This is a genomic window from Mesoterricola sp. MK458, from assembly GCF_055384935.1.
The window spans coordinates 1,185,538-1,211,715 of record NZ_AP045075.1 but is presented as its reverse complement, the minus strand read 5'-3'; the positions used below and the strand labels follow the sequence as shown (position 1 = coordinate 1,211,715).

The following is a 26,178-nucleotide window of genomic DNA, read 5'->3' as shown; positions in this document are numbered from 1 at the left end:
CATAGGATCAACAATGAAGGCTGCCGTCCGGCTTGCGTTTGTCCTCCCTTCACTGGTCTTCGGCCTTGCCCTGAGTGGGCGTCAAGGCTTGGCCGGCGCACCCCAGGTCCTGAATACGCGGGGTTTGAGCGGCGCCGAAACCGGATGGGCCGTTGACCCGGGAACCGGAACCCTGCACCTCAATTTCGGCCTCGCTGAAGTTCCGGGGGAGATCAATATCCCGGTATCCCTTCAGATGGACGCGTCCTCATGGATCCAGCCGACCAATGTCATGGTCTACAAGTACCCTGACCAGCCGCCCGTGCTCAAGGAGGTGATCTTTACTCACCACCCCTTGGCAGGGAGCCTAACCTTCGGCGGGGCTACGAAGGGGGAGAACGTCCTCCTGGAGGACGGGAGGTTTATTGCCAGTTGGGTAACCAGCGCCTTTGGCACCTTTGGCTTCCCGGCCGCCTTCGGGCTACCTCCGGTCGCGGGGAGCGAGGTCAGGCTGAGTGGCGATGGCACCCTCGCCAAATACGTTCTATCGCCTTCGGCCCTTGGCGGCCCTTCGGCTCTGTTGAAAGCCCCGGTAGGCTACCCCACTCCCCCGAGTCCGCAGTTGAAGGTGGTCATGGATCACGAGCGGGCCCGGATTTTCGGACCGGCCGGGTCGGGCTACCGGCCGCTCCTTTGGCTGGACCGGTTCGGCCACTACGTTCAGTTCCAATGGACCCGGAGGACCACAGGCCTGCCGTCCGGCCTCAGCGCGATCGAGATCGGCGTGGCCACCAACCAGCGGGGTCAGGGCATTCAAGTCCAATGGGCAGAACCTCAGGCCGGGATTGTTCCGGACTGGCTGATGCGGGTGGATTACATCGGGGTGGAAGCGCCTTCCGTGGTGGTCAAGGGTTCGCTCATCACCCTCATGAACAACCAAGGCGCGACGTCCAATATGATCCCGGCCTTCACCCAATTGGTCGGTTCCTATCGAAAGGTGACCGAGGAAACCCGGTGGGAAGGCACCAGCCTGCTTTTCCGGCCAACCGATATCCGGATTGAGGATCCCCGGCGAATTCCCTCACCTTCCTGGCAAGGCGCCGGCGCGCCTTCGCCAACGCCTCCCGTCGGCTCCATGGAGGCAGGACAAGTTTGGCATTTCAACTACGACGGGAGCGGCCGGGAACTCGTTGGCTTGACAGACCCCCTGGGAACCACCACCACCTTCACCTATGACACTCACATCCTGCAGGAACAGGATGGTGTCCTGTCCAACGAAACCCACCTCCGTGGGGTTATCCGGGCCGAGGGTGGAGAGGGCGTCCAGAAAAGGGTTCAGAAGTGGGAACGGCACCTTCCGATCTGGACCCAACTGGGCACCGAAGCCGGGGATGGCGTCTGGACGGACCCCAACTGGACCGTCAAGGCCTGGGACTTTTTCATACCTGCCGGAAGCAGCGACCCCACGGACGCTCGATTCCACGTTTATACCTACCCCCTTGCCTGGGAAGGACGGGACTACTGGAATGGAGTGCCCAAACGGATCGAACGGGTGGGGAGCAATGGCACCGTTCTGGCGACCGACACCTTTACCTACGAAGGCGGAGGCGTCGCCGGCACCCTTTCTTTCCTGGCAATTCAAACCTCGAGCCGCGCCGGGGAAGGAACCCGGACTGCGGTGAATTCCTACACTTCAGGGAAATTGATGACTCAAAGTTTCGGGGAGCCTTCTGGCGCGTTGCGGGCGATCACGTCCTACGAATACGACGCCAAGCCCGAGCGTCTCCTTCCCTCGCGGGTTAGGAAAGTGACATGGTCCCGGACGGGCCCCGGAGGCTCGCAGCCCCAGGTGACCGCGAAGTCCTTGGATTTCGACGCATCCTCTGACCTCCCCTCCACGATGACCTGGGAAGGGGGGGCGGATGGCAACGTCACTGTCGCTTATACGTATGATGGAGAAGGGCGGCCATCCACTTCAAAGCCGGGTGCGAGTTGGGGTCCGGTACCTGCACCCGCTTCAACGACCTATGAGTTTTCCCTGGACGGGCGGACCCTTACCCAGAGCGTGCTCGATGGAGCCCAACAGACCCTTGTTCAACAACGTATGGTTTTGGACAGCGGTGGGCGCACCCTTCAAACGACCGACACCCACGGTGTGACCACCGCCTTCGATCTGGACTTGTTTGGCAGGGTGACGAGTGAAAAACCGTCCGGCAGTCCTTCGACCACCCACTCCTACGGGCTGGACGGCCGCAGCGAAACCGTGAGCCGTGGCCTCATAACGATGGTACAGGAAAGGGACGGATTCGGTCGCGTGGTTCGCCGGGACCTCCCCAACGCTCTGACGGAAGACCTTATTTATGATCGATACGGTAGGTTGGAGGCGGTGCGGGAATGCAATGCGGAGGGTTCAACTCGCCTGACCTCTACGACCTATGACGACCTGGACCGAGTCCAGGCCACCTCCCAGTCTGACGGGAAAGCCATAAGCTATATCTACGAAACGGAAACCCAGCCAGATGGCGCAGTGTGGAACAAGCGAACTTCCATCGCCACCAAGGGAAGTTTCTATCTGCAAAGCCAAGATTTCGTGAATGCCCTCGGAGAAACGGTCAAGATCATCGAGCCGATGGGAGCTGTTTCGCAATTCTTCTATGATGGGCTGGGCAAGCCGCTGCGAGTCGAGTCCTGGGACGGAAACGCGACCAGAACCACCGCAAACACGCAGGTTCGGACCTTCGTCTACGACAACCTGGGAAGGCTGAGGGAGAAGACGGAGCCTGAAACGGGCCGGCAGGTCTTCCAGGGCTTCACGGCTTCCGGCTTGCCTTGCACCGTGATCGAGGCCTTCGGAACCGCCGATGCCCGAACTCGGACCATCCGCTACGATGCCCTTGGGCGCCCCGTGAACCTCACGGGCGGAAACACAAGCCTTGCGTTCGGGTACGCCGGAGCCGAACTCTCCTGGGCCACCCGGGCAGTTGGCGGGGCCGAGGTGCGGCAGGAGTTCACCTATGGGGGCGCCGGAGGGCGCCTTAGCCAGGAGAAACTCATTCAGGACGGCCTTACGGCGGTGGTTCAGTACCAGTACGACGACCAGGGGCGATTGAAATATCTGACCTACCCCTCCGGCCGAAAGGTGCGATACGACTATGACGCCTTGAGTCGGGCCGTATCCCTCGTCCAGATATCCCCTTCCGAAACGCCTCTCGTGAAGAGCGTGTTCCATGACGCCTGGGGAAACCGCCGGAAACTGGTATTCGGTTCGGACGCCTTCGACGAATGGGAGATGGACTCCCTCGGATTGAGGCTGGTCCAATGGACTCCCGGGGTCATGTTCGCCCCGCCGAACCCCCGCGCGTACCGGTATGACGAAGGAGGCCGCTTAAGCCAAGCGGGCGAATGGACCACCTTGACCCACAACGGGAATGGGCAGCTTGCCAGAGCGGATGGTTTCGGCATTACGACCCAGCACGGGCACGACGCCTTTGGCAACAACGTCCTGCATTCGACCAATGCCCAGGCCTCCTCCTTCAATGGTTTTTCATTCCCGCCCATGGTGGACAATCGCGTTCCGGCCATGACATCCAGGGGAGCCTTTACCGGGTGGTCGACCAATGGCCGAGGAGAGGCCGTCCAGGTCGGGATGGGAAGCGGGGCCGCCCAGGTGATGAGCCTGGTCTGGGATGGCTTGGGGAGTCTGGCGGGGGTGGACACCCCAGCAGCCCAGCAGCGCTATGCGTATGCCCCGTCGGGCCACCGCGTCTCCCTCACCGACCAGCTCGACCCTTCCCGCAACCGCCGATACACCTACACTGATCGTGGCCAGCTCCTTTCCGAGTTCAATGGATCCGGAATCTGGCGACGTGACGTGATCTACCTTGGCGAGGAGGCCGTGGCTGAAATCGATGGTGGCGGGATCCATGAACTTCACAATGACCACCTGGGCACGCCCCGGGTCATCACCTACGGACCAGACCACCCTCGAAGGGGCGAGGAGGAAGCGCGCCAAGCCTTCGGGCCGTACGGCGAAATCCTGCCTTTCGGCGGCTACACCGCAGGAGCCTACACGCCGCTGACGGGCTACACTGGGCATGTCCACGAGGACGACACGGGGCTGATCTACATGAGGGGACGGTATTACAGCCCCGCCTGGCACCGCTTCGTGAACTCCGACCAGGGCCTGGACGCCAATTCGCCCAACCAGTTCGCCTACGCTGGCGGCACGCCCTTTCATGCCAAGGATCCTTCCGGCAACAAGTACATGTGCTGGTTTCTTAACATCACGTATTCTTATGCGGACGGTACGGTCAAGACGCTCCGGACCAACACCGGCGATTGCTTTGAGATTGGCACCAAGCCGCCTGCGGGAGGGGCACAGGGAGGCGGCGGGACCCCTGCTGGATCTGATGGTTCATCGAGTCCGAAGCCGCAAACACCGAAGGTCGATCCACTTTCTAAGGACAAATGTCGCGCATTGAAGTTGATGCTGTCCCAAGAAAAAAAGTACGGAACAACCGGGATGGCACTAAGGCAGGCATACATGTTGAACATATTCGACAGAATGATTGGAAACACATCAAGGGGCAATTCGATTTATTTTGCATCACAGAACAATTCTTCACCAACACCAACAACCATGGGACCGATGGATCTAGATTGGTTTATTCACTTAAAGGGTGTTGCATCAACACGATGGATGGGCATTTCGATAGGAGCAGTTGCGAAGCAAGTATGGAATGCTGGGTATTGGGTGGCTGGCGATAAACGATGGGAAACGCCATTCCAAGGTGATCCTGGCGAAGCATTGGCAGCTGATGCGTACTGGGCTGGAAAGAGCCTGTCCGACCTGTTTTCGCCGGAACTCCTGCCTCAGCTTTGTCCGGAGTAATCTGATGTCAAACAAGCATCAACGAGCATTTTTGATTAGATCATCCATTGTTTTATCGCTTTGGGTGATGTTGCTTTTTATGGTTGTGCATGTAAGAAGCCAGACAAATATAGGCGCATCATCTGACACATTCACCAAAATTGTATTTTTTGTTGTCATATATTGTATTGTGCATTTTGCCTTTTGGTATATCTTTAACAAGCTGCCGAATAAAAATGCTGTATGGCCTGCCTGCTGTGGATTGTTATCTGGAATTAGTATTTACGCATCGATGGCCATAATTAACGGCATGTTCGCAAGCGCCCAGTTGGTGCCAAATCTTATTGCTGCTGCAATAATATCTATTGGACCAATATGGAGCTTCTTAAGCCTCCGTGGTTGATTATGCGTAGTAGAATCGTGAATCCGTGCGGATCCCTGCGGGATCCGACGGATCACGCTCCGGATGGGGCCATTATCGCCGACCGGGTGCGATGTTGAGAGGTTGATGACCCTCTTTGCGGCACGGCGGGCCCTTTTCGGGCCGGGAAACGGGGGTGTTTGGCGGGATACCCCAAACTTCGAATACGCCTCCGGCCTGGCTTCGGTGGTTTCTGGACAAGTTGGCTCGGGGTCTCGGAAGCGTCAGGCTTCGGAGAAATGGGCTCGCAGCAGGACCAGCCGTTCAAAGGCCAGGCAGGTCCGTCCGAACTTGTAGGCCAACTGACCCGCGTGGTGGACGACCCGGGCCGCCACGCACAGCAGTTCCTGGATTACCGTCCGGATCCGGCGGCGCTTGCTCTCGTGGCGCTGCTTGTAGCCCTTCAGGCCGATCTGGCCCATGAGGCGCAGGACGTTGTAGGCCAGGACGCCCATCTCCAGGATCAGGGCGTTGGTCATGAACTTGCCGCTGGGAAGCCGCTCCAGGTCCAACTCTCCCTTCATCTCGGAATGAAACTGTTCGCTCGTACCGTGATCCCGGTAGAGGGCGATCACCTCGGCTTCAGGCAGGTCCAGACTGGTGATCCAGGCGTCCACGCCCACCAGAGGGAGCAGCAGGGTGTTGCCCTTGGCGTCCGTGGTGCGCTCGGAAACCTCCACCACCATCCGGTAGCGAACGACTACCTCTTTGCCCTTGAACTTCGCCGTCCGCTCCACCCATTCCGAGAAGCGCACCACCCGCTTCCCCTCCCGGGGATGACTCCAGGCGGACTCCGGCATGGCCGCGGCCTTGTCGGCCCAGACCTCCAGGTTCTCCGTGCGCCAGTTGTGCTTGACCAGGTAGTCGATACCTTCCTCGGCGGCCAGGGCGTAGTTCTCCATGGCGTCGTTGCCGGAATCCATGCGGAGCAGGATCCTCCTCCCGCTCACCAACTTCTTGGCGAGGGCGCTCACCCGGGCCAGAAACGCCGGGGTCTCCTTCTGGGAGTGCTGGGTCCCCTCCCGCAGCTCGAAGCCCAGGGCCCAGCCCTCCTCGCCCAGGTAGGCCGCGATCGGCGCGTAGCCGTCGAACTGCTTGTAGGTCCACCCGATGCCTTCCTTCTTGGTGTTGGAGTTGTCCAGCGGAGTGACGTCGACGTCCAGGGCCACGTGCCCGGTGGAGAGGGCGGTGATGGGGGCCTTGCTCTTGCGCAGGAGGTCGCCGGTGGCCTTCTGGACGTAGGGCATGTAAAGGTCGGCCCCTTCATCCAGCCGCTGACGGACGGTGACCGGCGACGGGAAGGCCTGAAGGCCCAGGCTCTCCGGGGCGAGGACCTTATCCTCCAGGGTCGAGACCGCCTCGAAGTCGCTCTTCCCCGTGCAGAGGGTCGCGACGTAGGCCAGCGCCACATCCCCGGTCGGCACGGCCCCGGTCCGCTTGGGGAACTGCCGGGTGAGATCCTTGCCGAGGGTCGTGCAGCGGTTCAGGATCTGCCCCACCAAGGCAAGCCCTGCGCCTCCAACCAGTTCCATCCTCTCAGACTTGATGAATTTGATTTCCATCCGGGTCACCCATTGGGTGACGCCGATCACCCCTTAAGAATTAGTCGGCCGTGAAAAACCCATCCCGCGGTTTCGGGGTGCAGAACAGCTTCTGAGGACGCCCGAGCCCGGCCGGCAGTTTCAGGCCGCCTGAAGCCCTCCGAGCCACCGCAGGGGCAGCCCGGAGGTGGGCTTGAGGTAGGCCAGAAGCCATCGGTACAGGCCTGACCGCAGCCGGGCCAGGATCTTCCGCAGGTTGTGGCCAGCTCCGCACAGGAAGGCGTTCATCGCGTCGCCCTGCATGCCCTTGAGGAAGTTTCGTCCCAGCAGTCCGTCGTTCTTCATGTGGCCGATCTCGGGTTCCACAGCGGAACGCCGCCGGAGGTGGCGCTTCAGGGTGTAGCCGAGCTTGCGGGTGCCGCTGATGAGGACCCGGCTTCGTTCCACGGGGACCCCATGGGCCTTGTAGCCCCGATCCACGAAGGTGGTCCCGGGGACCTTGCCAGTGAGTCGTTCGATCTGGTCGAGTTGCCCGTCCAGAGTATGGCCATCGTAGGGGTTGTCCGGGAAGGTCTGGATGCCCACGACGAAGCCCTCCTTGTGGGTCACGGCCAGGCTCACCTTCACCCCGAACTCATACGGCTTGTGAGCCTTGCCCTTGGCGATGCACTCCACCTCCGGGGCATGGAGACTGTAGACCTTGCCCTTGGTGAAGCGCTTCTGGGTAAGGATCTGCTCGGCCAGGATGAAGGTGCCTCTGTGGTTCTCGAAGGCCGCATCGCTCATCTTCCGTTCGACATCGCGCATCACCCGGCCTGTCATGGTCTTCAGTGTTCGCAGGATCTTCTTGGCCCGGCCGTATTGCTTGGCCTTGGCATGGCCGCCGTGCTTCTGGAAGGCGCGGGCCATCAGCTTGCGGTAGCTCTGGCGAAGGATGATGCCTTCCTTTTCGGCAATGCGGAGCATGGCGGCGTGGACCTTCCGGTAGAGCCGGGCATCGGTCGGATGCTCCACGGCCTTGGGCTGCACCGTGGTGTCCACGATGACCTTTTCCAGGCTGGTTTCAGTGATGACGCCAGCCTTCATCCCCGCCGTGATCGTGGCCTGGAGCAGTTTCTCCACGCCATCCTCGCCTATCCGTTGCCGCCATCGGGACATCTGGCTCGGATCGATGGGCAGGGCATGCTGGAAGAATTCCTCCCCGCAAAGGAACTGCCAGTAGGGGTTCTCAACCCACCCGCGCACCGTCTGCTCATCGGAGATGCCCTTGAGGTGCTTGAGGTAGTGGAGGCCTGCCATAAGCCGGATCGGTACGGCCGGCCTTCCGTTGTCGGCGCAGTACAGGGGGCCGAATTCCTCCGCCAGTTGGTCCCAGGGGATCGTGGCCGCCAGGCGAACCAGCTCGTGATCCATGTCCAGGGCCAAGTCGAGGCGCATGGTGGAGATCAGGGGCTGCTCGTAGGTCCTGGGCTTGGCTTTTGGCTTCATCGGTACACCGCAATAAGGGGGTTCGTCCCTATCTTTCTGGTGTACCAGATACTTGAAAAGTTCCTTCAAATGTTTGAAGAATTTCAACTTGAGGGTTTTTCAGGGCCGACGAATTATGGCAAACCCGCATGGGTGTTGTACATCCGGTAATTCGCCTCAGGCAAATTGCACGGATTCAGGAGAATTTTTTGTGTTGTTGTGCTGATTGCTTTATCTGGATTGGCATACGGACAGGATGCTCAACCACCATTCAAAATTTCATTCAATAAATACAAAACAAAGTCAATAAAAATCAAAAAAAAGGCACCACTTATAATTCCAAAAGATGGATCTGGTTATAGTGACATCAAGCGCCGCTATAGCGAAAGTCCTATCAATTTCTCGGGCAAGTATGTCGTTGTAACAATTTCGTGTGGTGCTGGGTGTGAAGCTGGTTGGATTGTAGATGCAACGACAGGCAAGATGTATGACATGCCTAGCATCTATTGTTTGCCAGAGCCATCGTGGGATGATTTTAAAAAGATTGAAATTCGTCGCGACAGCAGCCTTATTATACTTACTGGAAGGATTTTTGATAGTAAAATCAAGGAAAACGATGCGTCTCGACATTATTATAAATTTGACGGAAATAAGTTGATTTTGATCGGTTCGGAACCGGTTGTGATCAAAGAATAGTTGGTTATAGGCTTGCAGAGCCCCCCAGTGAGCCGGAGATGGCTTTCCGTGGGGTCGCTTTGTATGCTCTGGCCAAAGGCCACCAAAGCATTGTATCATTTAGGCTTTCAGCGACCAGCTAGACGCCGCGTTGGGCACACCGCATGTGGGAAGGCTACCCTGTTGCGACCATTCGTGCAGAAGGAGTCAGCGTGGGATATTTGCCGCCCGGCTTGCGTTTGCCCACCCTCTCCTGGTCCTCGGCCTTGACATTTACCGGTCGAAATCTGAAGCTGGCCCCCCGTGTCAGTTTCGAATGTCGCCCGGCAATGAATTCCTTCATCGTGGGATATCCCTTTTGGCAGGCACCCTCTGAAAAGCGGTCCAGTGACCGGTTCCTCGACAAGAGCCGTGGGTGCGCTTCCAGCGCTTGCATGGATCCGGGTGGTAGTGGGCCCGGGCACCCGGGGTCCCTACCGTGACCAGGCTGCCGTACGGTCCCCCCTCATCCCCCTCACGGCAGGTCCCCTTCCACCCGCCAGATGGGCAGCTCCGCCCCGGGGGCCGGAGGGGGGATCAGGCCGTTTTCCGCCGCGCCGTCGTCGCTCTCGGGCTCGCACAGGTAGACGGCGATGGCCCCCAGGGGCTGGTCCGTGCGCACCAGGGCTGAACCGGCCGGGGCGATGCGGGCGGCGCGGCGCCAGGACACGGACAGTTCGCCCACCTTGGCGGCCTCCAGGATGGCCCGGCCGGCCTGGGCGCCCAGGGCCTCCACGGTGGGCACGTCCACGTCGTAGGTGCCCGAGGGCGCCTCCACGGCGAGGCCGTGGCCCCTCAGGGCCTGGCCCACGGCGGCGGGCACCAGGTAGGCCCGGGGCCGGGGCACCACGAGGCTGCCCACGAAGCGGGACAGGTGGGGAAGGACGATGGAGGTGGGCTCGCCCTCCAGGGTGCGGGGGGTGCGGGTTAGGATGGTGACGGGCGCCTTGGCGCGCTCCAGGCGGTAGCGCACGGCGATGCGGTCCCTGGGCGTGCGGCAGGAGGCCACGGTCTGCACCACGTCGTCCCGGTGGGCGGCCACGAAGCGCAGGGTCTCCAGCATGAAGGCGTAGGCGGTGCGCACCCGCTCCTCGAAGGTGATGTAGGAGTAGCACTCCAGCAGGAGGTCCATGCGGCTGGTGAGGCCTCGGTAGTTGCTGCCGAAGCGGGGATGGTGGGGATACGTCATCCAGCCTTCCCGCACCGGGGAGCGCGGGTCGGCGTCGCCGTCGGCGTCCAGCACCCGCTCGTCCTCCACGAAGTTGCCGTACCAGCCCGCGTCCAGGCCGTGGTTGGCCTTGAGGGCGGCGGTGACCGGAGGCAGGAGCACCTCGCGCATGTAGTCGACGGGCTCGGCGCGGCCGCTCTCGCCGGTGTGGGGGATGTCATAGGTCATGGAAAAGCGGTGCACCGACCCGTTGGTGGCGTGGTTGTCGATGGTCAGGTCCGGTTCCCAGACCTGGCACACCCGGGTCTGGAGCAGGCGCATCTCCAGGGTCTCCTGGCGCATGTAGTCGCGGTTGAGGTTGACGCCCGAGCCGTTGACCCGGGTGCCCACGCCGCTGTCGGGGCCCAGCTGGCCGGTGAGCTTGGGCAGGTGCAGCCTGCGGTTCCCCGGATCGATGGCGTCGTTGCCGTCGGGGTTGAAGAGGGGCGCGACCACGAGGGTCAGCTCGGCCAGCAGGTCCCCGCCGTGGGCGCCGTCCAGCAGGTCCCGGACGAGCATCAGGCAGCCTTCCTTCCCCTCCACCTCGCCGGCGTGGATCCCGCTGATCACCAGCACCACCGGCAGCCCCAGGGCCCGGGCCTCCGCGGGCGTGGCGGCCCCGTGGGCCGAAAGCACCAGCAGGGGCAGTTCGCGCCCCTGGGGGCTGGCCCCGAAGGAGGTGACGTGGAGCCGCCGGTCCCCCCGCGCCGCGAGTTCCGCGATGAAGGCCATCACGTCGGCGTGGCGGGAGGTCTCCTCGTAGCGGGTGGCTTCGGCGCGGGTGATGGGCGGCATGGTGACTCCGGAAGGTGTGGCATTGTCCTCCGGGCGCAAGGCCCTGTCCAGTCGGGGCGGCGCCCGGAAAAAATCAGGATCCCCGGTCCAGCCAGGCCACGGCGCGCCAGGCCAGCCAGCTCCCCACGGCCCGCCCGGAACTGGAAGCCAGCTTCTGCACCGCGACCCTGGGGAAGATGGCCCGGGGGAACCCGCAGGCGTAGAACCGGAGGGTGGAAGCCATGTAGGCGAGCGCGGAGGTCAGGCCCAGGCCGGCCAGCAGGGTGAGGGCGGCGCCGGGCCCGCACCGGGGGAAGGCCACCAGCAGGCCCAGGAGCGCGAGGCTGCCCCCCAGGCCCACGGCGTACGAGAGCCGCTCCCCCAGCGCGCCCAGCCCGTTCCTGAACACCAGGGTGCCCAGGGCGTGGGCGTAGGCCTCCACCGCCAGCAGGATGCCGATCCACTCCTTGGGCAGGGCGGAGGCCTGGGAGAGCCGGTAGGGGATCAGGGCGTTGGCCAGGTTGATCACGGTGAAGTTCAGGGCGATGAGGCCCATGCCGGCCAGGGCCGCCAGGGGCGGGCCCTCCTCCAGGGCCGGCGCGGGGTCGGGGGGATCCGGGTCCCCCCGGGCCAGGGCGGTGGCCGCCGCCAGGGCGACGATGGCCGCGCCGGCCAGGACCACCACCACCCGCGCGGGCGCCGCGGCCCGGGGGGTTCCCGCCACGGCGCCCCCCAGGAGGAAGCCCGAACCCACGCCCAGGGCCTTGGTGAAGCTGAACCAGGAGATCCGGCTGCGCAGCTCGGGGGGGTGGCTGGACCGCACCGCCAGGCGCATGGCGGCCACCTCGGTCCCGGCCATGCCCACGCCCAGGGTCAGGGCGAAGGCCCCGAACACCCAGCCCGGCGCCGGCAGGCGCAGGCCGAACAGGCCGAGCAGGAGCGCGCCGCACAGGGCGTCGGAAATCCAGGCCAGGGCCAGCACCCGGGGCACGGTTCCGGGCCGGTAGATCACCCAGGCCACCACCAGGATCGCGCCCAGGCCCAGCAGGGGGGTGCTCTTGAGCACGGCGGCGTTGCTGTGCCACAGGAGCGGCGCCGTGGCCACGAAGAAGATGTTGGCGAAGCGCAGGAACAGGGTCAGGAGGTTGACGGAGGGCATGGCGGCGCGATCCCGGCGGAGGCCTCATCAGTGGCCCCTGCGGACCCGAGGTTCCCCCGGATGCGTGGACACAAGGGTAGAATCGGTGCCATGTGCGGCCGCTACGCCCTGTCCTCCCCCGTCGAGTCCCTTGAAGCCCAGTTCGAGGCGGAGGCCCAGGCGCTGCTCCAGCCCCGGTACAACGTCGCGCCCACCACGCCCGTGCCGGTGGTGCGCAACGGCGCCTCGGGCCGCGTCATCGTCCTGCAGCGCTGGGGGCTGATCCCCGCCTGGTCGAGGGACCCCGCCGTGGGCGCGCGCATGGCCAACGCCCGGGCCGAGACCGTGGCCGAAAAGCCCAGCTTCCGGGGGCCCTTCAAGCGCAGCCGCTGCATCGTGCCCGCCGACGCCTTCTACGAGTGGCGGGCCGGCGCCCCCAAGCAGCCCTTCGCCATCCGCGCCGCGGGGGGCGGGCTGCTGGCCTTCGCGGGCCTGTGGGACCGCTGGGAGGGGCCGGACGGGGTCCTGGAGACCTGCGCCATCATCACCACCGCGGCCAACGGGGCCATGGCCCCCATCCACGACCGGATGCCCGTGATCCTGGCCCGGGAGGACTACGGGCGCTGGCTGGACGAGGGGGGGACGGCGCTGCTCCGGCCGTGTCCCGAGGCCTGGCTCGAGGTGCATCCGGTGGGTCCCCGGGTGGGCAACGTGCGCAACGACGACCCCTCCCTGCTGGAGCCCACGGATGCCTAGCCACCCCCGCGAATGGCTCTACATCGCCGTCATCGTGGCCGCCCTCTTCGGCCTCCACGGGATCCGCCGGATCTTCTGGCTCTTCTCGCTCCTGGTGCTTCCGGGGACCATGGCCCACGAGGGCCTCCATTTCCTCACGGGCCTGGTGCTCAAGGGCGGGCCGGTGGGCTTTCGCCTCCTGCCCCGGCGGGAGGGGACGGGCTGGGCCATGGGCTCGGTGAGCTTCAACCACATCCGGTGGTACAACGCCTTCTTCATCGGCATGGCCCCGCTGCTCCTGCTGCCCGCGGCCTACGCCCTGGTGGTGTGGCGCCTGCGGGGGGTTCCCGCGTTCGGGTGGCGGGAGGGGCTCGCGATCTACGTCATCGCCAACCTCGTCTACGCCGCGGTGCCGTCCTGGCAGGACGTGCGCATCGCGGCGCGGTCCCCCATCGGCTGGCTGCTGCTCGCGGCGGGGCTGGGGTGGGGCTGGCACGTCCTGGGGACCGGCGCGCCGCCGGGTGCAGGCCGTGGCGAAATAGGGAAGGCCTTCCAATAACTGTGGAGGGCTAGGGCGAAGGCCTTGTTGCCACGTCAGGGTTGGCTCTGATTGGGCCCAGGTTTCCAGTCCTTCGGCAGTTTGCAGGCCTTCAGGACGTCCTCCCAGTAGCGGACGCCGATTTCGATGACGCCCCGTTCTGCCCCGCTAATCATGGCCTGGCTCTTTTTCATTTTCCTGGCCAGCTCGGCCTGGGTGAGGCGGGCGACAAGACGCGCCGCCTTAAGGTTCCGAGTCACGATTCCGGCGACAAAGGAGTCCGCATCCTCGGTGTCGGTGTCATCGAAGAGGGAGGCGGGCAGGGGTTCCTCATCCCCCGAAAGGTGGATGAGTTCGTTGTACTCGGATTCGGGGATGACAACGAAGCGTTCACCTTTGACTTCCAGAAATGCGGTAGGCATCACGCCCTCAAGTAGAAAAGTAAGGTCTGTGGTGGGAAAGTTAAGGAGTTGAGGTGAAGCGTTCGGAGGCGGGTGGGACGGGGGTCACCTCCTATTTGTAGACGACGGAACGGTGACGGATCCGGACGACGGTCAAGTGGGTCGGATTGACCTCGTTGGGCAGGATCAAGTAGATAACCCGCCAATCCTCCGCCAGCTTGACCCGCGAGAACGGGTGCCAGCGGCCTGAAAGGCGCTTGGCCCCGGACAACTCGGGCCAGGCCTTGAGGTTCTTCTTCACCTCCAGGAAGGCAACCTGAAGCGACGAATCTAGGTTTTCAAAATCTTCTCTTGCCCCCTTGTTCATCTTAACCTGCATATACCTCATCCCCTTACTGCAAGTATAGCTGTTATCAGGGTGAAAACAACCCGAAATAACAGGGTTATTGCTGGAGTCGAGATGGACATGGCCAGCCGGTTGCAACTGGCCAACCCGGTGTAAACCACTGCCTGACGTGGGCCCATACCACAATTCTTCCTGAAGGCCTCCGGCCCCGGGGAGCCCCTAGAGGCCCTGAAGGATCGCCAGGAGGCCGATCCAGATCGCAGCCCCGGAATTCCTTACCCACCATCGGAGCGTTTGACCGCACAGCAGGAGGAATGACGGCTCATGGCGCGTTGGGTGGGATGATCCCCTTCAATGGTCCATGACCACGGGCTTCCGGCCCGCGATGGTCTTGCGCATCAGGAAGATCAGCGGCAGCAGCGCGAAGCAGAGCACACCCATGATCCAGAACGTGTCCGAGAAGGCCATCATCGCCGCCTGCTTCTGGAGCAGGCCGTAGGCCATGCCCTGGGCCTGGTGCGCGGCGTCGGGGCCCGAGGAGCCCTTGGCCACCAGCACGTGCGAGGCGCTGTTCAGGAATCCCTGGTAGGCGAGGCTGCCGGGGTGGAGGTTGGCCACGAGGCTGGCCTGGTGCACCTGGCTGCGCCGGGAGAGGATGGTGCTCACCAGGGCGATGCCCGTCGACCCTCCGATATTGCGCACCAGGTTCATCATGCCGGTGGCGTAGCTGGTCTTCTCCATGGGGACGTTCTGGAAGGCGGTGACGTTCATGGGCACGAAGAGGAACGCCAGGCCGAAGCTCTGGAGGCACCGGGAATACATGGCGGTGTCGAAGGGCACCTGCAGGTTGAACCGGGACATCCACAGGAGCCCGGCGCCGCAGGTGGTGAAGCCCGCGGCGATGAGGATGCGGGTGTCGAACTTGCGCAGCAGCATGGCCACCACCGGCATCATCAGCAGGATGACCATGCCGCCGGGGCTGAGGATCCAGCCGCTGAGGCTGGCCGTGTAGCCCAGGAGGGTCTGCAGGAAGATGGGCAGCAGCGCCAGGCTCCCGTAGAGCACGAAGCCCAGCACGAAGAGCATCACGGTGGACACCGCGAAGTTGCGGTCCTTGAGGAGGCGCAGGTCGAGGATCGGGTGGTCCTTCTTCAGCAGGTAGAACACCACCCCCACCAGGCACACCACCGCCAGCACGGCGCAGACCACGATGAGGCTCGAGGCGAACCAGTCCCGCCGCTGGCCCTCGTCCAGGACGATCTCCAGCGCCGCCAGGCCCAGGGTGAGGACGCCGATGCCCAGGTAGTCGATCTTGAAGCCTTCCTTGACCGACATGCGCTTGAGGGTCGGGGGATCGTGCACCATGCGGTAGGTGAGGAACAGCGACAGGATGCCCACCGGGATGTTGATGAGGAAGATCCAGTGCCAGCTGTAGTTGTCGGTGATCCAGCCGCCCAGCACGGGGCCCACGATGGGGGCCAGCACCACGCCCATGCCGTACAGGGCCATGGCGGCCCCGCGCTTCTCGTGGGGGAAGCTCTCCACCAGGATGGCCTGGGAGGTGGGCTGCAGGGCGCCGCCGCCCAGGCCCTGCATGATGCGGAAGAAGATGAGCCAGGGCAGGCTGGGCGCGAGGCCGCACAGCATGCTGGAGATGGTGAAGATCCCCACGCAGGTCATGTAGAAGCGCTTTCGCCCGAAGATCCCGCCCAGGTACCCGCCCAGGGGCAGCACCACGGCGTTGGCCACCAGGTACGAGGTGAGCACCCACGTGGCCTCGTCCACGGTGGCCGAGAGGTTGCCGGCGATGTGGGGCAGGGCCACGTTGGCCACGGAGGTGTCGAGCACCTCCATGAAGGTGGCGATCATCACCACGAGGGCGATGAGCCACGGGTTTACGGCCCGATGCCGCGTGTCCGTCGTCATGGGCGGCGCCTCAGCGGGTGATGATGGTGGCGTCGACGTTCATGCCCGGGCGCAGCGTGACGTCGGCGGCGTCCTGGGGGTCCAGCTTGATCTTCACGGGGATGCGCTGCACGACCTTGACGAAGTTGCCCACGGCGTTCTCGGGGGGCAGCAGGGACAGGCGCGAGCCGGTGGAGGCCGCGATGGAGTCCACCTTCCCGCGCAGCACCTTCCCGTTCATGTCCACCGAGACCTCGGCCTCCATGCCGGCGCGGACCTTGCGCAGCTGGGTCTCCTTGAAGTTGGCGGTGACCCAGGTCTGGTGCAGGGGCACCAGGGTCAGGAGCCCCTGGCCGGGCTGGATGATCTGGCCCAGTTCCACGGACTTGCGGGTGACGTGGCCGTCCACGGGCGCGGTGATGCGGGTGTAGGAGAGCTGGAGCTCCAGGGCCTCCAGGTTGGCCTTGGCCGCGAGGATGCCGGCCTTGGCCTGCACGGTGCGGGCCTCCTGGGCCCCCACGCCGGCGCGGCGGATGTCGGACTCCTGCCGGACGCTGGCGAGGCGGCGTTCGGCGGCCTTGAACAGGCTCTCGGCCACTTCGAAGCGGTTCTTGTAGGCGTCGAAGGCCTGGGCGGAGATCTCCTGGCGCTCGGCGAGGGGCCGGGTGCGCTCCAGGTCGGCCTTGGCCGTGGCCAGGGTGGACCTGTTGGCCTCCAGGTTGGCCTCGGCCACCTGCAGGTCCGAGCTGCGGGCCTGCTCGTACGAGCTGCGGGCCCGCTCCGTGTCCGCGTGGGAGGAGGCCACCTGGGCCTCGGCCTGGGCGAGGGCCGCCCGGGCCTGGTCCACGCGGGCCTGCAGGTCGCGCGCGTCCAGCTGCACCAGGACGTCCCCGGCCTTCACGGCCTGGTTGTCCTCCACGAAGACCTTCTCCACGCTGCCGTTGACCTTGCAGGAAACGGGAACGAGGTGGCCGTCCACCTGGGCGTCGTCGGTGGAGACGCGGTCCTTGTAGTGCCACGCCATGCCGCCGGCCACCCCCGCCGCGAGCACGGCGGCGGTGAGGAGCACGATGCGGGTGCGGTCCTTCCGGGGGTTCTGTTCAGTCGTCTCGCTCATGATCGGCTCCGGTTTCCTGCGAAGAGGGGTTCCAGCTGGCCCATGGCCTTGGCCAGGTCCGCTCGGGACTGGTTGAGGCGCCAGAGGGCGTTGATGCGGTTGTCTTCGGCCCGGGCGAGTTCGTCCTGGGCGTTGATGACCTCGATGTTGTTGCTCACTCCGGCCTCGAAGCGGTGCCGGGACTGCACCAGGGCTTCCTGGGCCAGGCCCACGGCCTGGGAGGCCACGTCCACCTCGCTGCGCGCCGCGTCCATTTCCGCCTGGGCCACCTGGACCTCAAGGCCCACCTGGGCCTTGAGGTCCTTGCGCTCCTCGGCGACGCGGTCCAGCTCGAGCCGGGCCTTGGCGGTCTGGGCGGAGATCCTGCCGCCGGTGAACAGCGGCACCTTGACGCCCAGGCTCAGGGTGTAGGTGGGCACCCAGGGCTGGTTGGGGGCCAGGCCCATGGAAGCGTAGGTCCCCGAGACCACCAGGGAGGGCAGGCGCAGGCTGCGCGCGGAATCCCGAAGGCTCAGGGCGGCCTGCTCCCGGGCGTCCAGGGCGGCCACCTCGGGGCGGTGGCTCAGGCCCTCGCCGTAGGCTTCCTGGAAGGTGAAGGCCACCGCCTCGGGCGCGGCCAGGGGGTCGGTGAGCACCAGGCGGGTGGAGGGCTCCAGATCCAGGAGCCTGACCAGGCCGAACAGGGCCGTGCGGGCCTGGGTCTCGGCCTGGATGAGGCGCTGGCGCTCGTTCTGAACCTGCACCTGGGCCCGGAGGGTGTCCAGGCGGGTGCCGAGGCCGTTCTTCTGCTGGTCCTCGGCGAGCTTCTCCAGGGCGGCGGCCAGCTCGACGCGGCTCTGGGCGGCCTTCACGGATTCCGAGGCCCGCTGGGAGCGCAGGTACTGGCCCACCACCAGGGCGGCGATGCCTTCGCGCGCCACCCGGGACTGGGCCTTGGCGGAGGCCTCGCCGTGGCGGCTCGCGGCCCAGCGCTTGTAGAGGCTCAGGTCGAACAGGGGGGCCTCGGCGCGGATGCCCACCTGGCCCGCGTTGAAGGGCCCCACCACCTCGGGCCCGCCCGGGCTGGGGATGCCCAGGAAGGCGTCCAGGTTCTGCTTGGAGCGGCTGTAGCCCGCCACACCCTCCACGGAGGGCATGAGGGCCGAGGCCGCCAGGCGCCGGTCGTCCTGGCTCTGGGCGATGGCGATCAGGGACTTGTGGATCTCGGGGTTGCGGGCCAGGGCCTGGTCCAGCGCCTGGGCCAGGCTGAGGGGCACGGACGGCTCGGCCGCGGCCAGGGCGCCGGCGGCGGCCAGTCCCAGCATGGGCAGCCACAGGAAGCGCAGGCCCGCGGCGCCCAGTTCGCCGCCGTTGAGGATGGACTGGATGATGGGGCCCACGTAGCACCCGGAGCCCACCAGGTCCGCGCCCTCGGCGTGGATGCGGGCCAGCAGTTCGCGGCCGGCCTCGTCGATGAAGGCCACCCCGCGCATGTCCAGCACGGCCTTGGCGGGGTCGATGCGCCCCTGCCAGCCGCTCCAGGCCTGGGCCAGTTCGGCCACCCAGGGGCCGGCCAACTTTCCTTCCAGAACCAGGGTGAGCCCGGTGTCCCGGTCCCTGGGGGTGATTCGAAGCATGGAAACCTCCGTCCGTTCAGACGTTTGCCGGAATCATGCCGAAATGAGAACATGCAATATATCAATACATATGAAGCGGGATTCAAGGTGGTGCCGAACGGAACTGCCGATATTTCGGCGTTATGCCCAAATATCGGCAGATCCTTCAGATGCCCAGTTTGCGCATGCGGCTCTGCAGGGTGGTGCGCTTCAGGCCCAGGCGCGCGGCGGCGCCGTCGGGGCCGCCCACCTTGCCGTGGCAGGCTTCCAGCGCCTTGAGGATGTGGGCGCGGTCGGCCTCCTCCAGGGTGGCGGCCGGGGCCGGGGCGGGGCGGGAAGCCTCCAGTTCCGCGAAGGGGATCTCCAGTTCCCGGCCGCGGCTGAGGATCACCGAGCGCTCGATGAAGTTCTCCAGCTCCCGGATGTTGCCCGGCCAGTCCCAGGCCGTAAGGCGCTCCAGGGCCCGGCTGGGGATGGACTCGATGGGACGGTGCATGCGCTGGGCGAATTTCTGGGTGAAGTACCGCACCAGGGTGGGGATGTCCTCCCTGCGCTCGCGAAGGGGCGGGACGCGGATGGGGAAGACGTTCAGGCGGTAGAAGAGGTCCGCGCGGAACTCCCGGGCCTCCACCATGGCGGTGAGGTCGCGGTTGGTGGCTGCGATGAGGCGCAGGTCCACCTTGCGGGGCCGATTCCCCCCCACCCGCTCGAATTCGCGCTCCTGGAGGGCCCTGAGCAGCTTGGGCTGCAGGTCCAGGGGCAGGTCGCCGATCTCGTCCAGGAAGAGCGTCCCCTGGTGGGCCAGCTCCAGGCGGCCGGTCTTCGCGGCGATGGCGCCGGTGAAGGCCCCCTTCTCGTGGCCGAAGAGCTCGCTTTCCACCAGGCCCGCGGGGATGGACGCGCAGTTGATCTGCACGAAGCCCCGCTCGGCCCGAGGGCTCAGGGAGTGGATGGCCCGGGCCATGAGTTCCTTGCCCGTGCCCGTCTCGCCCAGCAGCAGCACCGTGGCGTCGGACGGGGCCACGGTCTCCACCTGGCGCAGCACCTTCTGCAGCGACGGGCTCCGGCCGATAATCTCCATGCCGAAATCCTTGTCCATCTCCTCCTGCAGGTAGAGGTTCTCCTGGGCCAGCTGGTCCCGGAGGGTCTGGATCTCCTCGTAGGCGAAGGCGTTGTCCAGGGCGATGGACACCTGGGCGACCACGCGGCTCAGCAGGTCCACCGTGGCTTCCGGGAAGGCGTCGCGCCGGCGGCTGAGGAAGGAGAGCACGCCCATCACCCGGCTGCGGGAGATCAGGGGGATGCAGCACATGGCCGCCAGGCCTTCGCCCTGCACCAGCACCTGGGGGATGGGCCCCTCGAACAGGTCCAGCTCGGCCCGGGTGAACACCATCGCCCGGCGCAGGTCCATGGCCCGCTGGCTGGGGCCGTTCTTCACGGTGAAGGCCTGGTTCTCCTGCATGTGCCCGCGGTTCGTGGGGTAGTCCAGGAAGCGCAGGAGGGGATCGGCGTCCTCCTGGACGAGCACCAGGGCGATGCCGTCGAAGGAGAAGCGCTCCCGCAGGCTCGCGGCGATGGCCTGGAACAGGTCCCGGGGGTCGCGGTGCTCCACCAGCTCGTTGGTGATCTGCAGCAGGATGCGCTGCTGGTCGCGCTCCCGCACGAGGCTGGCGTTGAGTTCGTCCAGCTGGCGCAGGCGCTGGATCTTCACGGCGTAGGACGCCACGAATTTCGCCAGGTAGACCAGGTAGGCGGGCCCCGCCTCCCGGAAGGCCGCCCGGGAGCGGCTGGCCAGGGCCAGGCCCCCCACGAGCCGCTCGGGGGTGCGCAGCGGCAGCAGGACGCAGGACCGGAAGCCGCGGTCCCGGAGGGTCTGGCCCGCGGGGCCGCCGGTGCCGTCGGGGTCCCACAGGTCCGTCTGCAGGTTCCGGGTGAGCTCCACCAGCCCGGGGGACGGTTCGACCCGTTCCAGGAATCCGTCCTCGCCCCGTTCCGCGGCCCAGAGCGTCTCGGGCAGGTCCTCGCCGGCGTCCCCCAGCCACAGCGCCATGCGGTGGACGGGCAGGGATTTCTGCAGCACCCGGAACAGGGCCGGCCCCAGGGAGCCCAGGTCCCTGCACGGGCCCAGCTCCGCGGCCGCGTCCAGGAGCTGGGCGAGCTTCGGGGCATCCATGTCCCGGAAGCTCCGGGCGGGCGCGTTCACGTTCACCTGGGGATCATACCAGCCCGCTCCGGGGGGCGCGGCGCCGGAACCCGCACCCGGGTTCCGGCACACCTGACCAAGGCCGGACCCGAGCCCGGGAGGCCGCGAACCCCAACCCTTGCCCCGGAGTCACCATGTCACGTTCGTTGCGCATGCTCCTGTCCGCACCCCTCCTGGCCGCCGCGCCCCTGGCGGCTGCCGAGGCCTCCTTCGGCGGCCAGATCAACCTGGCCAAGCCGCTGGGGACCTTCTCCGATTCGGGCCACCTGGACGGCCGCATGGGCTTCGGCCTCGGAATCCAGGTCCCCGTGGACTTCGGCGCCGGCCACATCCTGCGCCCCAGGCTCGACTACCTGACCTTCAGCCGCGGCGGCGGGAACAACCGCTACAAGAGCGATTCCCTGGTGGCCATGGCCGACTACACCTATTTCGTCGCCCAGGAGGCCGAAGGGGGCTACCTCCTTGCGGGCCTCGGCTTCCATTCCACCCGCCTGGACGCGGCCAAGCGCTTCGGCCCCACGCAGACCAGCGCCAAGTCCACCCACACGGGCCTGGCCTACGCCGTCGGCCTGGGTTACGCATTCAACCGCAACGTCACGGCGGAGGTGAAGTTCCTGGGCCTGGACATGGGCAGGCTGGACTACGCGCTTCCGGGCACGTCCGATTCCGGGTTCATGGCGAATTCGATCGTGGGGTCCCTGGGGTTCAGGTTTTAGGACCTTGTCTTTTGATCGCGCCCTAGCCGCCTAGGGCCTCCATCAGTTCCTCGATGGCAAAGGGCAGGAGCCGCGCCTGTGCCTGGATCCTGCGCTTCCAGCCTGGGCCCCGCCCCAGGGCCGTCTCCACGGCCAGGCTGACGTCGCCAGGACGGTTCTTTTCCAGGAAGTTCATGAGGTAGGCCGCCTGAATGCGGTCCTTTGCGGCCTTGGCCGCATGGCGGGTGTCGCGATTGCTCGCCACAAGGAGTTTGTGGACGGCGTACCTTGCCGGTTCCGGAATCCGGACCAGGACGGCTTTGTTGCCGATGCAAGCCGCGTCGGTGGTCTCCTGAAGCAAATAGTCCATGAATTCCAGGGGCTGGGCATGGGCCCCCAAACGGGGAATGAACACGGGGGCTTCCCGGTCCCGCCCCTGGGGGGAGGTCAGGAGGTCGATGCGCAATTCCTTCCCGGGGATGATGTAGGAGGTGGCCGGGATGGCGGCGTGCAGCCGCACGTTGGGCACGAAGCCCATGGCCAGGGCATCGATGGCCTTGGGAACGTCGGCCAGCGTCTGGGGGGTCTGGGGAATTCCGAAGCCGACGTGGCTGGTGGCAAAGCTTCCGAAGTCGACGTCCTGCGTCTGCATGGACGAAGGCCATCGGACCCCCAGGGCATTTCCGATGGCCACAAAGGCATGGGTGCCGATGAGGACGCCCCCCAGATGGAAGACGCCCGCATTGGCGAACCCCCGAATGATTTTCAGGGACCCGGAATCCGTGGCGGCGATGCCACCTTTGCGCAACATGGCCGCCAGACGGGTCATGCGGGCTGCGCTCTCTTCGGCCGCTCCGCGCCCTTCCCTGTAGGCCCCCATGAGGGCCTGGGTCGCCTCGTCATCCGGTCCCACGAAGAGGTCGGCCACGCTGCGGCCGACGCCTTCGGAGGTCCGGAAGTACCAATAGCGGCCGTCGGCGCGCTCCCGGAGCGTGAAGGCCCCTTTCAGATCCGCGAAGGAACGCACGAAGTCGGCCCCGCGGAGGTGCTCGACCATTTCGGCATAGAGGGTCTGCGTCTCCAGAGGCAGAGGGTGAGCCATCTCCTCGGGCAAAGAGGAATGTTTGTCTTCCGAGGCCTTGGCCGGTTTTGATCCCTTTTCCTTCCTTGGTGGGTGTGTCATGAAATGCCCTTCCTGCCACAAGATTATGCAAAAAATTGTGGCAGTCCAGGAGGGACGAGCCATTTGCCTTTCGCCGAAGCGTGCCTTTCCAGGTTCCCATTCCCGCAAAAGCCAGAATGCTGCATCATGGTTTGAGGTAATTGGAGACTACATGATGCGTGGATCCTGGACGTTCCTGGGTATCTGTTTTTCCGCCCTGGCGCTGGTGGCGTCGGATCCGGTCGTGCTGCCCCTGGTGAACGCCGGGTTCGAGCAGCAGCAGGACAACCAGGCCGCAGGCTGGACCCTGGCCAAGGGCAAAGGGGCCACTGTTTCCATCGGGCTCGGGCACAAGCCTGGGTTCCGGAGCCTGCGGGTGGAAAACCCGGCGGAGGGCGCGGAGTCCACGGTGGAGTCCGAGCCGGTCAAGCTGGAAGTGGGCCGCCTCTACCGGCTCAGCGCCCACATCCGCACCAAGGGCGTGCACCCCGACCCCACGGCCCGGTACCCCACGGCGCTGGGGGCCTGCCTTTCCATGAAGAGCTTCCCCTTCACCAACGCCTCGGCGACGGTGGCGGGCGACGGATCCCAGGCCGTATCCGTGGCCTTCTTCGCCACCACGGCCAGCGACCGGGTCCAGCTGCACCTGGGCCGCAACGGGAAGACCGCCGGCGCGGCCTGGTTCGACGACCTCAAGCTGGAGCAGGTGGACGACATCGGCGCCATGATCCCCATGGAGACGGTGCGGTGGGCCGGCAAGGGCTTCCGCTACGACGACGGGGGCTGGATCGTCCTGCACATCGAGGGCGCGCCCTACGAGCGGGGCCTGCAGTACGGCCAGCTGGTGGCCTCCGAGCTGGCGCAGTTCGTGGACAAGCTGGCCATCCTCCAGGACAAGGCCGACCCCGTGCGGGGCTGGGACCGCCAGCGGACCCTGGCCGACGCCCTCATGCTGCGCAAGTACGAGCCGGAATTCCTGGAGGAGATGAAGGGCATCGCCGACGGCGCCGCCAAGGCCGGCGCGAAGTTCCGGGGCCGGGACCTGGACGTGCTGGACGTGGTCACCGCCAATTCCGACATCGACCTGGGGGAGATCGCCTCCGCCATCCGCGTCACCGCGTCGCCCCTGACGGGCAAGACCTTCCTGAAGGCCGAGGACGAGGCCGCCACGGGAGGGAAGGGGGACCGCTGCTCCTCCTTCATCGCCACGAAATCCGCCTCCGCCGACGGCCGCGTGGTCATGGGGCAGATCTTCATGTGGCCTCCGGGATACACCGGCGTGGACTGGAACGTCATGGTCGACGTGCAGCCCACCCAGGGCCACCGCTTCGTGATGCAGACCTTCCCGGGCGGCATCAGCTCGGGGACGGACTGGTACCTCAACGACGCGGGCATCGTCATCGGCGAGACGACGGTGCAGCAGACCCCCTTCAACCCCGACGGCACCCCCGAGGCCAACCGCATCCGCCAGGCCGCGCAGTACGCCACGAGCATCGACCAGGTGGCCGAGATCCTCAAGAAGGGGAACAACGGCCTCTACACCAACGACTGGACCATCGCCGACACCAAGACCGACGAGGGCGCCGTCTTCCTCCTGGGCACCAAGGAGACGAAGCTCTGGCGCACCGGCAGCAAGGGCCATCCCGCCGACACCCCGGGCGGGCTCAAGGACTTCGTGTGGGCCGACAACAACAACCGGGACCTGGGCGTGCGCAAGGAGCGCGTGCCCAACGCCGAGAACGAGCCGGTGGACCTGGCCTTCAACACCTGGAACCGCGACATCGCCTTCCAGGATTTCTACAAGCGCTTCGGGCAGGGCAAGTTCGACCTGCAGGTGGGCGTGGAGCTGAACGCCTCGAGCCCCATCAACCGCCCCCATGCCTGTGACGGCAAGCTCACCACCTCTGAGATGGCCGAGAAGCTGATGTTCATCGCCCACTTCGGCAAGACCACCCTGCGCGAGAAGTGGGTGGGCGGGCGCTTCATGGCCGACCTGCCCGGGGCCACGCCGCACCTCACCCTGGGCTTCACCACGTTCAGCCCCCTGTACGTCGCCGAGAAGCTCAAGCAGGCCCGGGCCGCCGAAACCCCCGCGGCCGCCGCCGCGGCCAAGGCCGACCTGGCCGCGGCCCGGGAGGTCTACGCCTTCCCCCGGCGCCTGCTGTGGTCCAACACCGTGTTCCCGGCCACCGACGGCGAGAACTGGTTCGTGAGCGGATCCGCGGCCTACCACGGCCTCCTCAAGCGCCTGCCCGAGGCCCAGGACAAGGCCGCCGTATCCCTGCGGGACAGCCTGGCCGAGCTCAACGCCCGCTACGCTTACGTCGTGTCCCGGGAGGGTTCGCTTGCCCCCGCCAAGGCGCAGGTGGCCTACGACCGCTACGGCGCCTACCAGATCCCCCGCATCAAGGGCACCTTCCTGCTGCACCAGCTGCGGCTCCTGGTGGGCAACGCCCCCTTCGCCAAGGCCATGGGCGCCGTGCACGAAGCCTTCGGCAACCGCCCCATGACCACCGAGGATTTCACGAAGACCGTCTCCCGGTCGCTGGGAAGGGACCTGGCGCCCTTCGTGCAGCAGTGGGTGGGCCGGGAGGACCTGCCCGATCCGGTGGTCACCGCCGCCGTGGCCCCCGCCACCGAGGGCTTCGACGTGACGGTGAAGGTGACCCAGCCCGGCACGCCCTGGCACTTCGTCACCTTCCTGGAGCTGCGCTCGGCCAAGGGCTCCCGCTTCGTGCGCCTGGAGACGGACGCGGCCATGGCCTCTACCACCTACCACGTGGCCGAAAAGCCCACGCACGTCATCTTCAACGCCGGTCGCGACCTTCCCGTGCGCCAGGAGAACCCCTACACCCTTCCCAACCTCATGGACGACTTCGACCACACGCTCCACGTGTACGGCACCTCGCGGGAGGTGGAGGCCAACCGTTCCCTGGCCCTGAACTTCCGCGACCTCATGGCCGACGCGTTCACGGAGATCCTGCCCCCGGTGAAGCCCGACGCGGAAGTGACACAGGAGGAGCTGGCCTCCCGGGACCTGGTGGTCTACGGAGGGCCCGAGGCCAACAGCCTCCTCGCGCGCATCGTCGCCGAGCATCCGCTGCCCGTGACGTTCGGCAAGGGCTTCTTCCGGTTCCAGGGCCGCACCTACGGCAGCTCCCGGGACGGCCTGGCCCTGGCCCTGCCCAACCCCTACAACCCCAAGCGCACCCTCTTCCTCTACACGGCCAACAGCCGCCTGGAGCTCTGGCACATGACCCACCTCTTCCAGCGGGGTCTTCCGGGCTGGGCGCTCTACCGCGGCGCCGAGACGGTGGCCAAGGGCTTCCACCGCGAGGAACGGCACGAGGTCGCGCTGCAGCGTTGAGGA

At 65.6% G+C, this 26,178-nt stretch carries 18 protein-coding genes; 7 read left to right on the top strand and 11 right to left on the bottom strand.

The features are described 5' to 3' along the window. The first annotated feature begins 13 nt into the window (after window positions 1–13). Complete coding sequence (locus tag ACZ5LB_RS05205; RefSeq protein ID WP_464605083.1) at window positions 14–4,870, top strand: RHS repeat domain-containing protein; 4,857 nt, start codon at window positions 14–16, stop codon at window positions 4,868–4,870. A 4-nt stretch (window positions 4,871–4,874) separates the two neighbouring features. Then, window positions 4,875–5,252 (top strand): hypothetical protein, encoded by a 378-nt coding sequence (locus ACZ5LB_RS05200; RefSeq protein WP_464605082.1) that lies wholly within the window; start codon window positions 4,875–4,877, stop codon window positions 5,250–5,252. Window positions 5,253–5,494: 242 nt separating this feature from the next. On the opposite strand, the gene ACZ5LB_RS05195 is transcribed toward ACZ5LB_RS05200, so the two are convergent. Both ACZ5LB_RS05195 and ACZ5LB_RS05190 read right to left on the bottom strand, forming a co-directional pair. Then, a complete protein-coding gene (locus ACZ5LB_RS05195) occupies window positions 5,495–6,769 on the bottom strand; it encodes an IS1380 family transposase (RefSeq protein WP_464606281.1) in 1,275 nt (424 codons plus the stop codon). A gap of 183 nt (window positions 6,770–6,952) precedes the next feature. Then, window positions 6,953–8,299 (bottom strand): IS5 family transposase, encoded by a 1,347-nt coding sequence (locus tag ACZ5LB_RS05190; RefSeq protein WP_464605081.1) that lies wholly within the window; start codon window positions 8,297–8,299, stop codon window positions 6,953–6,955. A gap of 165 nt (window positions 8,300–8,464) precedes the next feature. Between ACZ5LB_RS05190 and ACZ5LB_RS05185 the strand changes: the two genes are divergently transcribed. Next, window positions 8,465–8,974: a hypothetical protein gene (locus ACZ5LB_RS05185; protein WP_464605079.1), complete on the top strand. Its 510-nt coding sequence runs from the start codon at window positions 8,465–8,467 to the stop codon at window positions 8,972–8,974. Between the two features lie 493 nt (window positions 8,975–9,467). Here the strand turns inward: ACZ5LB_RS05185 and ACZ5LB_RS05180 are convergent, their stop codons facing one another. Beyond that, window positions 9,468–10,994, bottom strand: a complete 1,527-nt coding sequence (locus ACZ5LB_RS05180) for a M14 family metallopeptidase (protein WP_464605078.1) — start codon at window positions 10,992–10,994, stop codon at window positions 9,468–9,470. A 73-nt stretch (window positions 10,995–11,067) separates the two neighbouring features. Then, on the bottom strand, window positions 11,068–12,132 hold the full coding sequence (locus ACZ5LB_RS05175; protein ID WP_464605077.1) for a hypothetical protein: 1,065 nt from the start codon (window positions 12,130–12,132) through the stop codon (window positions 11,068–11,070). 90 nt (window positions 12,133–12,222) lie between these two features. Here ACZ5LB_RS05175 and ACZ5LB_RS05170 point away from each other — a divergent pair, with 90 nt between their 5' ends. Next, window positions 12,223–12,867 carry an SOS response-associated peptidase gene (locus ACZ5LB_RS05170; RefSeq protein WP_464605076.1) on the top strand — a complete coding sequence of 215 codons (645 nt, stop codon included), beginning with the start codon at window positions 12,223–12,225 and terminating at the stop codon, window positions 12,865–12,867. Beyond that, window positions 12,860–13,405, top strand: coding sequence for a hypothetical protein (locus tag ACZ5LB_RS05165; protein WP_464605075.1), 546 nt, complete (start codon window positions 12,860–12,862; stop codon window positions 13,403–13,405). The genes ACZ5LB_RS05170 and ACZ5LB_RS05165 overlap by 8 nt, the downstream gene beginning before the upstream one ends. Before the next feature lie 35 nt (window positions 13,406–13,440). Here ACZ5LB_RS05165 and ACZ5LB_RS05160 read toward each other — a convergent pair whose 3' ends face one another. The 6 genes from ACZ5LB_RS05160 to ACZ5LB_RS05135 all read right to left on the bottom strand — a co-directional run bounded on the left by ACZ5LB_RS05160 (window position 13,441) and on the right by ACZ5LB_RS05135 (window position 20,957). Further along, entirely contained in the window at window positions 13,441–13,806 is a 366-nt protein-coding gene (locus ACZ5LB_RS05160) for a helix-turn-helix domain-containing protein (RefSeq protein WP_464605074.1), read from the bottom strand. Between the two features lie 91 nt (window positions 13,807–13,897). Then, window positions 13,898–14,164, bottom strand: coding sequence for a type II toxin-antitoxin system RelE family toxin (locus ACZ5LB_RS05155; RefSeq protein ID WP_464605072.1), 267 nt, complete (start codon window positions 14,162–14,164; stop codon window positions 13,898–13,900). A gap of 318 nt (window positions 14,165–14,482) precedes the next feature. After that, window positions 14,483–16,057, bottom strand: coding sequence for a DHA2 family efflux MFS transporter permease subunit (locus ACZ5LB_RS05150; protein ID WP_464605071.1), 1,575 nt, complete (start codon window positions 16,055–16,057; stop codon window positions 14,483–14,485). Window positions 16,058–16,067: 10 nt separating this feature from the next. Further along, on the bottom strand, window positions 16,068–17,153 hold the full coding sequence (locus ACZ5LB_RS05145; protein WP_464605070.1) for an HlyD family secretion protein: 1,086 nt from the start codon (window positions 17,151–17,153) through the stop codon (window positions 16,068–16,070). After that, complete coding sequence (locus ACZ5LB_RS05140; protein ID WP_464605069.1) at window positions 17,150–18,769, bottom strand: TolC family protein; 1,620 nt, start codon at window positions 18,767–18,769, stop codon at window positions 17,150–17,152. Before ACZ5LB_RS05140 ends, ACZ5LB_RS05145 begins: the two co-directional genes overlap by 4 nt. A 145-nt stretch (window positions 18,770–18,914) precedes the next feature. Then, window positions 18,915–20,957, bottom strand: coding sequence for a sigma 54-interacting transcriptional regulator (locus tag ACZ5LB_RS05135; protein ID WP_464605067.1), 2,043 nt, complete (start codon window positions 20,955–20,957; stop codon window positions 18,915–18,917). A gap of 128 nt (window positions 20,958–21,085) precedes the next feature. On the opposite strand from ACZ5LB_RS05135, the gene ACZ5LB_RS05130 reads away from it, so the two are divergent. Continuing rightward, window positions 21,086–21,667 (top strand): outer membrane beta-barrel protein, encoded by a 582-nt coding sequence (locus tag ACZ5LB_RS05130; RefSeq protein ID WP_464605066.1) that lies wholly within the window; start codon window positions 21,086–21,088, stop codon window positions 21,665–21,667. A gap of 22 nt (window positions 21,668–21,689) precedes the next feature. Here ACZ5LB_RS05130 and ACZ5LB_RS05125 read toward each other — a convergent pair whose 3' ends face one another. After that, on the bottom strand, window positions 21,690–22,748 hold the full coding sequence (locus tag ACZ5LB_RS05125) for a GSU2403 family nucleotidyltransferase fold protein (RefSeq protein WP_464605064.1): 1,059 nt from the start codon (window positions 22,746–22,748) through the stop codon (window positions 21,690–21,692). A gap of 232 nt (window positions 22,749–22,980) precedes the next feature. On the opposite strand from ACZ5LB_RS05125, the gene ACZ5LB_RS05120 reads away from it, so the two are divergent. Further along, window positions 22,981–26,175, top strand: coding sequence for a C45 family autoproteolytic acyltransferase/hydolase (locus tag ACZ5LB_RS05120; protein ID WP_464605062.1), 3,195 nt, complete (start codon window positions 22,981–22,983; stop codon window positions 26,173–26,175). Window positions 26,176–26,178 lie beyond the last annotated feature (3 nt).